The 12946-nt window shown below is 62.7% G+C and carries 9 protein-coding genes and 1 pseudogene; 9 read left to right on the forward strand and 1 reads right to left on the reverse strand.

Translation table 11 applies throughout. The features are described from left to right. The first annotated feature begins 1 nt into the window (after position 1). Both D0550_RS02505 and D0550_RS02510 read left to right on the forward strand, forming a co-directional pair. Positions 2-811: an OmpA family protein gene (locus tag D0550_RS02505; protein ID WP_161965600.1), complete on the forward strand. Its 810-nt coding sequence runs from the start codon at positions 2-4 to the stop codon at positions 809-811. Between the two features lie 106 nt (positions 812-917). After that, the gene (locus D0550_RS02510; RefSeq protein WP_161965601.1) at positions 918-1400 is read left to right on the forward strand and encodes a host attachment protein; all 483 of its coding nucleotides are present in this window, start codon (positions 918-920) and stop codon (positions 1398-1400) included. A 70-nt stretch (positions 1401-1470) separates the two neighbouring features. Here D0550_RS02510 and D0550_RS02515 read toward each other — a convergent pair whose 3' ends face one another. Beyond that, positions 1471-3897, reverse strand: coding sequence for an ATP-binding protein (locus tag D0550_RS02515; RefSeq protein ID WP_116807531.1), 2427 nt, complete (start codon positions 3895-3897; stop codon positions 1471-1473). A 138-nt stretch (positions 3898-4035) separates the two neighbouring features. On the opposite strand from D0550_RS02515, the gene D0550_RS02520 reads away from it, so the two are divergent. From D0550_RS02520 to D0550_RS02550, 7 genes and pseudogenes are all read left to right on the forward strand, one after another. After that, positions 4036-5826: an ABC transporter ATP-binding protein gene (locus D0550_RS02520; protein ID WP_116807532.1), complete on the forward strand. Its 1791-nt coding sequence runs from the start codon at positions 4036-4038 to the stop codon at positions 5824-5826. Beyond that, positions 5823-6908 (forward strand): sulfate ABC transporter substrate-binding protein, encoded by a 1086-nt coding sequence (locus tag D0550_RS02525; protein WP_116807533.1) that lies wholly within the window; start codon positions 5823-5825, stop codon positions 6906-6908. Before D0550_RS02520 ends, D0550_RS02525 begins: the two co-directional genes overlap by 4 nt. Further along, positions 6905-7741: a sulfate ABC transporter permease subunit CysT gene (gene cysT / locus D0550_RS02530; RefSeq protein WP_116807534.1), complete on the forward strand. Its 837-nt coding sequence runs from the start codon at positions 6905-6907 to the stop codon at positions 7739-7741. Before D0550_RS02525 ends, cysT begins: the two co-directional genes overlap by 4 nt. Before the next feature lie 23 nt (positions 7742-7764). Next, positions 7765-8611: pseudogene (cysW, locus tag D0550_RS02535) on the forward strand (sulfate ABC transporter permease subunit CysW). Beyond that, entirely contained in the window at positions 8608-10740 is a 2133-nt protein-coding gene (locus D0550_RS02540; RefSeq protein ID WP_116807535.1) for a sensor histidine kinase, read from the forward strand. Before cysW ends, D0550_RS02540 begins: the two are co-directional and overlap by 4 nt. Before the next feature lie 5 nt (positions 10741-10745). Then, positions 10746-11420, forward strand: a complete 675-nt coding sequence (locus D0550_RS02545; protein WP_116807536.1) for a response regulator transcription factor — start codon at positions 10746-10748, stop codon at positions 11418-11420. Between the two features lie 131 nt (positions 11421-11551). Further along, positions 11552-12943: an FAD/NAD(P)-binding protein gene (locus D0550_RS02550; protein WP_116807537.1), complete on the forward strand. Its 1392-nt coding sequence runs from the start codon at positions 11552-11554 to the stop codon at positions 12941-12943. Positions 12944-12946 lie beyond the last annotated feature (3 nt).

Consider the following 12946-nt stretch of genomic DNA (forward strand, 5'->3'; position numbering starts at 1 on the left):
CATGAAGCGTTCATACTATTTGTTGTCGATTGCTGCCGTTGCTGGTTTGCTCACTGCGTGTAGCTCAACCCCGCCGCGCGTCGAGGACTTGGAGGTGGCGCGGGCGGTCGTGCCGCAAGTGGAAGCCTCACCGCGCGCGGGCGTTGCAGCCACCAATGTTTCTGATGCGCGCAAGGCGCTGAATGAGGCCAATAAGCTGGCCGATCAGGGCGCCAATGTGGGCGACATTGAATTCCAGGCGCAGGTGGCATCGCGCAACGCGCAGATTGCCAACGAGAAGATCCTGACTGCACAGGCACAGGATGAAATTCAAAAGGGCAATGCCGAGCGTACGCAGGTGTTGGCGGACGCGCGCGCAGCCGAAGCAAAGCGGGCGGAGCAGCGCGCCAACTCGCTGGAGCAGGAGCTCTCCGACATGCGCGCCAAGAAGACCGAGCGAGGCATGGTGCTCACGTTGGGCGATGTGCTGTTCGATACGGGTAAAGCGACGCTGAAGCCCGGTGCTTATAACACCATAGATCGGCTCGCCTCGGTATTGATGGAAGCGCCGGACCGCAAGGTAGTGATCGAAGGCCACACCGATAGCGTGGGCTCCGATGAGATGAACCAGGCCCTGTCCGAGCGTCGCGCAGCAGCCGTACAGACGGCGCTGATGGAGCGGGGCGTGGCCGCGAATCAGATCACGGCCGTGGGCAAGGGCAAGTCCATGCCGGTCGCCAGCAACGATAACGCGGAGGGTCGTCAGCGCAACCGACGCGTCGAAATGGTCTTTTCCGACAATCGATCGCGGGTGGCTTCCGACGTGCAATAGTCGGGCTGCAATGACGAGCGCATCCGCGGTTTATTCTTTTTCGCAGCCTCCTCTGTCGGTGGGCAGAGGAGGCTTTTTGCTGTCCACATGTTCCAAGGGAGCTGCCATGAATGTACGCATTGTCGTTGCCGATGAACGTCAGGCGAGCTTTTACGATGCCGTGACCCCCAAGTCACCGTTGACCGAGCGCGGCTCGCTGCACAATGAAAGGGGCGGCAAAAGAGATATTGACCTCGAAACCGATCGACCCGGCCGCCGCTTCGGCGGCACCAACGGAGTCGGTCGCGGCATCGGTGGCATCGAAGGCCACCATCATGGCGTGACGGGCGAGAAGAGCACCGTACAACACGAGCTGACCTTGTTCGCCAAGGAAGTGGCACGGAAGATCGAGACCGATCGTGCGCGCAATGAGTTCGATCGCTTGGTGCTGGTGGCAGGGCCGAAGATGCTCGGCCTGCTGCGTCAGTCGCTATCGAGCCCGACGCACTCGATGCTGGCGGGAGAGATCTCCAAGGATATTCTGCGGCAAGGTCCCGAGGTGATTCTCAGGGCGGTGCCCATCGAGGCGTTCGAGACTTATCGAATGTAGTGGGTTGAAGCGAGTGTGCACGTGCCGCGCCGACCGACCCGAAAGGTTGGCGCGCGATGCTCTTGTGCGGTCAGCTCGGCACCCACAGCAGGGCGACGGTGCGTACGTCGATGTCGGTCTTGCGTGGCTTCACGGCAGCCTGTTCGATGGACACCGTCGCGGGATCGAGCTCGCTGCGGAGTCGGCTGACTTCGGATTCCAGCTCGTTCTGCATCTCCGTCAGCCGCTGCTGAATGACTTCGCGGTTTTCTTCCGCGCGATCGATATCGCCACTTTCTTTGCCGAGCCGGCCAGCGCTGCGGGCGGCACTGCCGAGTCGCTGCGCGTTGCCGACGCTGACGGCTTTACGTCCCAGCAACGCACCCAGGAGCGACGTTCCCACTGAAATCGCGGTCTGCATTTTCTTTTGTGACAAGTCGGAGCGCTCCCGCTCGACTCGCTCATCCGCGCGCCGCAGTTGATCCTGCAGCGTCGTGAGCTTGGGCGCATATTTCTTTCGCAGCTTCTCGATCTCGGCGTCGCGCTTCTCGCGCAGGGCGAGGCTGAGCTTGGCGCGGACGTCGCCCTCGCTGGTACCGGGTGCGACGGACTGGCCGGCGACGGGGCAATGGAACATCGATAGCGTCGCTTCGGAGTAAAGATAGCTCACCAGCTCTTTCTGCCACGAGCGATAGTTCTGAGCGCGCAGCAAAGCGGCGGGCGCCTCGGCATAGTGCCCGTTCTGAGGCGACTTGCTCGAAAGCCGCTTCTGCAGATCGTCGCCAACATCGGCTTGAGCCCAATCGACGTTGGATTCATTGTCATCGAGCGGCGCGATGAAAGAGCGCGTTTCCCAAACATCGAGGCCGGCGGCCTTGTCGACGAAATGCAGCCGCGCGATGCCGAGAACGCGAGGCAAATACGTCGCGTCCGCTTGCGCGGTGTCGAGATAGAGCTCGTTGATATCGGAGGGAACGACGGGCTTGTCCGAAGCGGGGCTCGTTTCTGCAGCAGCCGGACGAATATTTCCTCCGCTCGCCTGGTCCGAAGCCGCAGATGCAAAGGAAGATTTCTGCTCGGCGGTGGCTGGCGCGGCACTCGACGCCGGCGTGGCATGCGACAGCTTTGCGATCTCCTGCAATGTCAGCGGGCCGCGGAGATACGACAGCGTCCATCGCGTGCGGAACAACACTGGTACGGCGTCGTGCACGTTGCGCATCAGGAACACGCGGTTGCCCAAGTTCGCGAGCAGCTTTTCCAACTGCGCCTTGTCCAGACCTTCGCCGGCTGCGCCGAGCAGGCCGTCGATCACGCGCGCCTTGTCGCGCTCGGTCTGCAAGCGCCCGATGAACCATGTGCCGGCATTCGACAACCCTTTGTAATCGAGATCGACCGGGTTCTGCGTCGCCAACGCCACGCCCAACCCAAACGAGCGCGCCTGCTTCATCAGCGTGAGCAGCGGCATCTTCGACGGCGGCATGGCGCTCGGCGGGAAGTAGCCGAAGATCTCGTCCATATACAGCAGTGCACGCAAGCTCGACGTGCCCGACTGGCGCCGCATCCACGCGACGATTTCACCCAGCAGCAGCGTCACCACGAACATGCGCTCGGCGTCGCCGAGATGCGCGATCGAGATCACCGAGATCCGCGGTTTGCCCTCAGCGGTGAACAGCAAGCGCTGCACATCGAGCGGCTCGCCCTTCATCCAGGCTGCGAAGCTCGGCGACGCGATCAGGTTGTTGAGCGCCATCGCCAGCTGCAGACGCTCCTTCGCCGGATAGAAAGTCTCCAGGTCGAGCACGCCGACCTTGTCGAACGGCGGCTTCTGAATGCCCTGTATCAGTGCGGCCAGGCTGAGGTCGCGGCCGGCGGACCAGGCCTGCTCGAGCAAGGTCGACAGCAGAATGTGTTCGCGACTTTGCAGAGGATCGGCTGCGATGCCGGCCAATCCCAGCAATCCGCCGACAGTTGCGCTGACCCGCTCACGCAGGGCGCCACTGTCGACGCGCTGCTCTTCGGGCGGTGCCGCAAAAGACTGTAGGACAGAGAGCGGACGGCCCGCTTCGCTGCCGGGGGTGTAGATCGCAATGTCCACAGCGTGACGGAAGCGAGCGATCCGGTCGCCGTCTTCGTCCCACTCCGCCAGGCCTTTGCGCCAGGTTTCCGCTGTCTTGGTGGCCGCTTCTGCCGGGGTGATGCCTTGACGGGCCGCGGCGCCGGCGTCGATCCAGGGTGCGAAGTCTTCGGACCGAAGCGCAGGAAAGCTCAGCAGCAGATTGCCGAGGTCGCCTTTCGGATCGATGGCGATAGCCGGGATGCCATCGATGGCCGCTTCCTCGAGTAACGACAGGCATAACCCGGTCTTGCCGCTGCCGGTCATGCCGACGCAGACCGCGTGCGTGGTCAGATCGCGCGAGTCGTAGAGCAGCAAGTCGGGGCGATCGGCACCCCGCTCGGAGTCGTATTCGCGGCCCAGATAGAAGGAGCCGAGGGCTTCGTAGGAAGGGAGAGTCGCCATGAAAAAATTGCTCGTTTGCGGGCGCCCGCTCAGAACTTTTAGCGATGACGCGGCGTCGTTCGCTTCTGACGTTATAACCGTTTTATAACCCGTCGATTACTGACCTTATCACTGCTGGCCGGTAAGCTCCCGGCCCGTATGTCCATCACGCTCGACCAAGTCACCAAACGGTATCAAGGCTCGCCAGTCGTCAACGACGTTTCGTTGGAAGTCGGCGAGGGCGAGTTTTACGTTCTGCTCGGTCCGAGCGGTAGCGGCAAAAGCACTCTGTTGCGAGCGATTGCGGGCCTGACCGGCGTCGATCATGGCCGCATCGCGCTGCATGGCAACGATGTCACGCACGTGTCCGCGCGGCAACGCGGTGTCGGCTTGGTGTTCCAGAACTACGCGCTGTTCCGCCACATGACCGTCGGCGAGAACATCGAGTTCGCGCTCAAGGTTCGACGCATGAAATCCGCCGAGCGTCGCGAGCGCCGCAAGGAACTGCTGCGTCTGGTGGCACTGGAAGGCATGGACGATCGCTTGCCGACCCAGCTGTCGGGTGGTCAGCAGCAGCGTGTCGCCGTCGCGCGCGCGCTCGCTCACAAGCCCCCGGTGTTGCTGCTCGACGAACCCTTCGGCGCGTTGGACGCCAAGATCCGCGAAGAGCTGCGTCGGACGATTCGTCAGGTGCAGCGTGAGCTGAAAATTACCACCGTGCTGGTGACGCACGACCAGGAAGAAGCGTTCGCGATGGCCGATCGCATCGGCGTGATGAACCTCGGCCGCCTGCTCGAGAGCGGCGCGCCCGATGAGCTGTATGCGCGACCGGCGACCCGGTTCGTCGCGACCTTCCTCGGTGCCGCAAACCTGTTGTTGGCGCGTCAGACCGAGCAGGGCATTCGCTTTGGCGCGGCGCCCGTGAACGCGCGACGGGTCGAGAAGCTCGAAGGCGGGCGCGAGCAGGAAGTGGTCGCCGTGCTGCGCCCTGAAGAAGTGGAGCTGGCACCGACGCGCGACAATCTGCGCACCAACTTCATCGCCAATGGCATCGTAGAAGAGCTGGTCTTCACTGGCGCGCTCGAACGCATGCGCGTGCGCATGGCGGATGGCGCAGCCGATGCTCACATCGCGCCACAAACCAACGGCAACAACGCACCAGCTGCGTTGCTCGATGTCACGCGCACGCAGTACGAACAACGCTTGTTCCCGGTGGCGCTGGGTCAGTCGGTTGCCATTGGCGTGCGCCGAATTCACGTGCTGCCGACGCCGCTGTCCAGCTACACCGCTTACGGTTCCGATGAAACTTCGTGCGAGCGTCTGTCACAGCATCCATTGCTGGTCGAGCTCGCCACTCGGATGAAAACGCGCATCATCAAGCGCAATGAGGCGCCACTGGTGGCGTGCGATGCGCCGGCGAGCGCGCCTGTCTCTGGCGTGGCGGTGATTGCTGCGGGTCCGAAGACTGCGGATCAACTGCAGTGGTTGTTACAGAACGGCGCTGGCGAAGTACTGGTGTTGCCGGCGCATTCCGCGTCTCCGCAAAGAGTGCTGATTCATTGGGCGGATGATTCGGCGCGTCGCTCGACGCTCGCCGTGGCCGCGAGTCTGCTGCGTCACGTTGCGGCCGAAGCGGTTTACGTAGGCATTCTTCCCGAAGGCTCGGGCGAATCGCAGCGTCCGTTCGGCGTACGCACTCTGCTAGATGCGCGCTCCGAAGCGCAGGCAGTGCACGGTCTCGAAATGCGCACTGAATTGCGATTCGGCGCGGCTGCCGACGAGTTGCAGCGCCAGTTGAACGATTCTCAAGATCCCATGCTGATTCTCGGCGTCTCCGATCCGGCGCAACTGCGCGGTACGTTCGGTGCGTTGTTCACGTCGGGCGCGAGCTACCCGATGATGGTCGTCTACCGGCCCAGCAAGGACAACAGCGAAGGAGCCGCCGAATGAACATCCTCAAGCGCAGCACATTGGCGGCGTGCCTGGGCATGCTGACGCTGCTCGCGGGTTGCGGCAGCAGTGACGATGCCGGTCGCGTGACATTGCTCAACGTCAGCTACGACCCGACGCGCGAGCTGTATCGCGAATTCAACGAAAGTTTCTCGAAGCGCTGGGAGCAGGAGCACAAGCAGCGCGTCACGATCAAACAATCTCACGCCGGCTCGGGCAGTCAGGCGCGCGCGGTGATCGATGGTCTCGACGCGGACGTGGTCACGCTCGCGCTCGCGTACGACATCGATTCGATTCAGATCAAGGGCAAGCGTCTCGGCGCGGACTGGCAGAAGCGTCTGCCAGGGAACAGCTCGCCGTATACCTCGACCATCGTGTTCCTGGTGCGCAAGGGCAATCCCAAGCAGATCAAGGATTGGCCGGATCTGATTCGCGACAACATTGCCGTCGTCACGCCGAATCCCAAGACTTCCGGTGGCGCGCGCTGGAATTATCTCGCCGCGTGGGGCTCGGTGTTGCGCACCGAGCTCGGTGGCGACTGGTCGAAGCTCGACGATCCCGCGGACGAACAAGCGGTCGCTGCTGCTCAGAAGAAAGCCGAAGAGTATGTGACGCAGCTGTACAAGCACGTGCCGGTGCTCGACAGCGGCGCGCGAGGCGCGACCAACACGTTCGTGCAACGTGAGATCGGCGATGTGTTGCTCGCGTGGGAAAACGAAGCGCTGCTCGCCATCAGGGAGCTGGGGCCCGAGAAGGTCGAGATCGTCGTGCCGAGCAGCAGCATTCTGGCCGAGCCGCCGGTGGCGGTCGTCGATACCGTCGTCGATCGACGCGGCACGCGCCAGATTGCCGAGGCGTATCTGAAGTACTTATATGAAGAGCCGGGCCAGGAGATCGCGGCCAACCATTACTTCCGTCCGCGCAATCCTGCGGTGCTGGAGCGGCATAAGGATCAGTTCCCGGCGCTCGAGCTCTTTACCATCGACCAGGTGTTTGGCGGCTGGAAGGCGACCCATGAGCGGCACTTTGCCGACGGTGCGCTGTTCGATCGCATTTATGGCGGCGGGAGCAGGGGCAAATGAGCTTTCGCCAGCCCTCCATCCTGCCGGGCTTCGGGCTGACGCTGGGCTTCTCGACGTTCTTTCTGTCGGCCATCGTGCTGGTGCCGCTCGCGGCGCTGGTCATGAAGACGGCGACGATGGGTTGGGGCGATTTCGTGCGCGTGGTCACCGATCCGCGGGCCGTGGCTTCGTATCGCCTGACCTTTGGCGCATCGATTCTGGCCGCGACCTTGAACAGCGTATTCGGGTTCATCATCGCCTGGACGCTGGTGCGCTATGAATTTCCGGGGCGCAAGCTCATCGATGCTCTGATCGATATGCCGTTCGCATTGCCGACCGCGGTGTCGGGCATCGCGTTGACCGCAGTGTTCGCGGAGAACGGCTGGATCGGTCAGCACCTCGCGCCGTTCGGTATCAAAGTCGCGTACACATGGATCGGCGTGGTCGTCGCGTTGACGCTGATTGGTTTGCCGTTCGTGGTGCGCTCGGTGCAGCCGGCGATCGCCGAAGTGCAGCGCGATCTGGAAGATGCCGCCGAAACGCTCGGCGCGGGCCGCTTCACGATTTTCCGGCGCATCGTGCTGCCAACCGTGTTTCCTGCGCTGGCCACGGGCTTCACGCTGGCGTTCGCGCGCGCGGTCGGTGAGTACGGCTCGGTGATCTTCATCGCCGGCAACCTGCCGATGCGCACCGAGATCACGCCGCTGCTGATCGTCATCAAGCTGGAGCAATTCGACTACAAGGGCGCGGCCGCACTGGGCTTCGTCATGTTGACCATGTCGTTCGTCATGCTGCTGTCCATCAACCTGCTGCAAGCCTGGAGCCGTCGGCGCATGGTCGCCGCGGGACGTTGATGGCAGGCGGTCCTTCCAAGGAGATGTTGGCGGAAATCGCGAGCCGGCCGGGCCGCGATACGCTGATCTCTTCCATCGTAAAGTACGTTTTCATCCTGCTGTCGCTCGGCTTCCTGGCGGCGCTGCTGTTCGCGCCGCTGGCCACCGTGTTCATCACGGCGCTGAGCAAGGGCTGGGAGATGTATTTCGAGAGCTTCAAGGATGAAGACACCCTGGCCGCGATCCGGCTGACGCTGACGGTGGCCGCGATCGTCGTGCCCACCAATACGATCTTTTCGGGTTGTCGCCGCGGCCTTGGGCGATTTGCGAAAAATTTCGAGTTTTCGGGGCAAGAGCTTCCTGATCACCCTGATCGATTTGCCCATTGCGGTGTCGCCGGTGATATCGGGTCTCGTGTACGTGTTGTTGTTTGGCGCGCAGGGCTGGTTTGGCCTGTGGCTGCAGGAAAACGACATCAGCATCATCTTTGCCGTGCCGGGCATCGTCCTCGCAACCATGTTCGTGACGTTCCCCTATGTGGCGCGCGAGCTGATTCCATTGATGCAGCAGCTGGGCAACGACGAGGAAGAGGCCGCGATCACCCTGGGGGCGGGTGGCCTGATGACGTTCTTCCACGTCACTTTGCCGAAGATTCGCTGGGGCCTGGTGTACGGCGTGATCCTGTGCAATGCCCGCGCGATGGGCGAGTTCGGCGCCGTCTCGGTCGTATCCGGGCACGTGCGCGGCCTGACGACGACTATGCCGTTGCACGTAGAAATCCTTTATAACGAGTACAACTTCGTCGGCTCGTTCGCGGTGGCCTCGCTGTTGACGCTGCTGGCGGTGCTGACGCTGATCATCAAATCCTTAGTGGAGATGAAGAGGAAGTGATCGATCGCTTCTTCTCATACGTCGTCGACCGCACTCAGCAGTTCATCGACCGGCTGCAGATCGATACTTCGCGCGCCAGTCTTGGAGTGTGGATCGCGGTCATCAATGTTGCGATCGTGCTGTTGCTGGTCGGCGGCATTTCCATTTCGGCCATTGGTTCGCTGCGGGATCTGGCCGATCAGCAGGGCAAGTCTCGCGTGCAGCTGGCCGGCGCGATGGCGCGCGAAGATATAAGACGGTACAGCGAAGACGCGTTGACTCATGCCAAGTCGGTTGCTGAGCGCCAGACTTTTCAGCGCCTGCTCGCGGATCGGCGCTCGGCCACGGTCGGTCCGTATCTGCGCCGCTCCTGCAATTCAGAAACCATCGCCTCTTGCGCCGTGTTCGAAGGCGGTCAGCTGGTCGCACAGGCCGGCGTGCAACTTCCTTGGGAACTGATCGCGACCTCCGCCGCCGAACAGGGCGAGCGGTTCATGGCAGCGCCGACAGGGTCTGAATACGCGCTGCTCGGTGCTTCCGCTCAAGTTGGCGGGGCGACGGAGCGGCGGGTGTATGTCGCTCGCTTGCTCGATCAAAGGATGGCGGACATCCTGACAGAGCGCGTCGGCATGCAGGTCCGGCTGATCAATTACCGCTTGTTCATCGAAGAGCGCAAGGTCGACGATTTCACGCGGCTGCATTCGGCGGGCTTGTCCGATGGCGGCTCGGCGGTGGCGCGGTTGGACGCGCTCGATCTGTACGCCGCGAGCTTTCCGATCTTTGCCGTGTCGGGTGAAGCCATCGCGTTTCTCGAAGCGCGCCTGCCGTCGTCGGATATCGATGCGTCGGTTGGCGGGCTCGCCAAACGATTGCTCATCACCGCGATCATTCTTGCGGCGCTCGCCGTGTTGGCGGGCATCATTCTCGGTCGGCAGGTGACAGGTCCGGTGTCGACCTTGACGGACGCCGTGGAGAAACTCGGGCAAGGCGACTTTTCGACGTCGATTCCAGTGGGCGGCACTCGCGAAGTCGGCAAGCTGGCCCGCACCATCGAGGACATGCGCAACAACCTGGTCGAGCTGACCGGCACCTTGCGTCGTCGCGAGGCGGAAGCGCAGGCCGTGCTCGGCGGCATCGTCGAAGGCGTGTACGCCGTCGACAAGTCGCGGGTCATCCGTTATTTGAATCCGCAGGCCGCTCAATTGCTGGGCGTGCAAGCTCATGAAGCCATCGGCCGTTTCTGCGGCGACGTGCTGAAGCCCTGCCGCGATTCGAACGGCGTGCGTCCGTGCGACACCAATTGCCCCATCCTGCGTGCGCGTCACGAAGGCAGCTCGCAGGCGACGGAACGTTTGCAGCTGAGAGACGGCGCGCCGCGCATCACCATCATCACCAGCTCCAGCCCCGTCGACGAGCTGCAGGTGCAAGTCATTCGCGACGAAACCGAGCTGGAAGGCGTGCGCCGGGCGCGTGACTCGGTGCTGGTCAATATCTCGCACGAATTCCGTACGCCGCTTGCTGCGCAGCTTGCGTCGATCGAGCTGCTGCGCGACGGCTTCGATTCGATGTCGGTCGATCAGCAAAAAGAACTGGTGCTGTCGCTGGAGCGCGGCGCTTTGCGCTTGACGCGGCTCATCGACAACCTGCTCGAGAGCGTGCGCATCGAGTCCGGCCAGCTCAGTATCCGCCATCAGGCCGTGGCGCTCGCGGAGGTCATTGAAGATTCCGAAGCTTTGGTCGGCGCATTGCTCACGCAGCGCCGCCAGCGCCTGGAAGTGGATTTGCCCGAAGACCTGCCGAATGTGGATGGCGATGGCCCGCGACTGACGCAAGTGTTCGTCAATCTGCTCGCCAACGCGAGCAAGTTCGCGCCGGAAGATACAGTCGTGCGCATTGGCGCCGAGCACAGTGGCGAGTTCGTCACGAGCTGGGTCGAGGACGAAGGTCCGGGCGTGCCCGAGATCGAGAGCAACTCGATCTTCGATCGTTTTTACCGCAGCGGCGGCCAGGAACCGGAGCCCGGTGGGCTGGGTCTAGGCTTGTGGATCGTGAAATCCATCGTCGAGCGGCATGGCGGTAGCGTCGCCGCGAGACGCACTGCCGAGGGCCGCACCCGTTTCGAAGTGAAGCTGCGACAGACTGCCGAGTAACCTTCATGAAGATCTTATCTGCCGACGATGACAAGGATTTGCTGGCGTTGATCGCCTTCACGCTGTCGCAGGCGGGCTATCTCGTGGTCAAAGCCAGCGACGGCACCCAGGCATTGCGCGCCTTCGAAACCGAAGGGCCGGACCTGGTGATCCTGGATATCAACATGCCGGGCGCCACGGGTTTTCAAGTGTGCGAGCAGATCCGTACCAAGTCGCGCGTGCCGGTAATGATGTTGACCGTGCGTGGCGAAGAGGAAGATCTGGTGCGTGCGCTCGAGCTCGGTGCCGACGATTACCTGAGCAAACCTTTCAGCCCGCGCACGTTGCTCGCACGAGTCAAGGCGCTGCTGCGTCGGGCGGGCATGGAGAACACTGCGCCGCTCGCGGCCGGTCGCATCCAGCTCGACGTCGACGAACATACGGTTCAAGTCGGCACGAATCAGCCGCTACGACTCACCAAGCTCGAGTTGCGCTTGTTGCAGATGTTGATCGCCAACGCCGGTCACACGGTCAGCTCGGATCGCTTGCTGATGCAGGTGTGGGGTCACAAGGGCTCGGGCGATCGTCAGCTGCTCAAACAGCTGGTGCATCGGCTACGCCAGAAGATCGAGATCGATCCCGCTGCGCCACAAATGCTGCAGACGGCACCGGGTGCGGGTTACAAGCTCGTCGTCGATTGACGTTCGCCGGTGTGGTTATAAATCGGTTGCAGGGTCGTAGCATTCCCTGCGCCATTTCGTGACTCGCACGTTACAGACTTGATACCGGTCGCTCGCCTACGCTGTTGCTTCCAGATTGATGGGAGCGACGATTGGCGGGACTGCTTCGAACCATAGTTATTGTCGGTGGCGGATTCAGCGGCACGGTTGTGGCCGCGAATCTGTTGCGACGTCCGCCACCCGGCCCGACGCGCCTCGTCCTGATCGAGCGCGCCAACGAGGTGGCGCGTGGCGCCGCGTACGCCGAGCGCAGCTTCCCTTATTTGCTCAACGTGCCGGCCAGCCGTATGTCGGCCAGCTCGGCTGCGCCCAAGGAATTTCTGGAGTTCGCACAGCGGCGCATTCCGAAGGTCACTGGCGAAGATTTTCTGCCGCGCACGCTGTATGGCGAGTACCTGAGCGAGGTGCTGCTCGCCGCGCAGCTCAGTGCGCCAGGAAACATTCGGCTGGAAATTGTCCGGGGCTCGGTGGTCAACCTGCGTCGTATCGAGCGGCATCTGCCGCTGCGAGTCGAGCTGGAGGACGGGCGGCGTTTCACCGCGGACGACGTCGTGCTCGCGCTCGGCAATCCCAAACCGGCTTCGTTATCGGTGGCCAAGGATGTGCTGACCCATCCGGCCTACGTTGCCGATCCCTGGACGGTCGATCTCAAGTTCAATCGGTCGCAGACCGTGCTGTTGATCGGCACGGGTCTGACTACCGCCGACATCATCAACGTGGCTGCATCCGATCCGCAGCGGACGCCGACCTTGCACGCTTTGTCACGTCACGGATTGGTGCCCCCTCGACAAACGCCCTTCCGGCCCGATGCGTTCAAAGGCGACGGCAATGCGCTGTTGCTTGCCGCATCGACGTCGCTTCGACGACTGGTCAGTTCGGTACGGTTGCTGGCGCACGAGGCCGAGCAGATGGGCGGCGACTGGCGAGAGGCGATTACTTTCGTTCGTAACATGGCTCCGACCATCTGGCAGCGTTTGCCGGAGCGCGATCGCGTGCGCTTCCTGCGTCACGTGCGAGCGCATTGGGACATTTATCGCCATCGATTGCCGCCCGAGCTGATTCAGAAGATCGATACGCTCCGCCATTCGGGGCGACTGACGATTCACGCCGGCCATATCAAACAATTCATTCCACGGGACGAGCGCATCGAAGTGATCTGGCGTCCGCGCGGCTCGCAGGAGCTGCGCGCGCAGCAATTCGATCGTGTGATCAACTGCACGGGCCCCGACTACGCGATCGCACGCTCGACCGAGCCGTTGTGGAGCAACCTCGTTCAAACCGGGCTGTGTGTGCCCGACACGCTGGGCCTCGGATTGCGTACCGGACCGAGTGGCGCCGTCGTCGATGCCGATGGCTGGCCAGGTCCGCATCTTTTCTATGTGGGGCCGATGTTGCGTGCCGATCATTGGGAGGCAACCGCGGCTCATGAGCTGCGCGGTCATGCCGAAAAGCTCGCTGCGCTACTGGCTACGGAGCGGCGTTGACGC

It is taken from the genome of Steroidobacter cummioxidans, assembly GCF_003104955.1.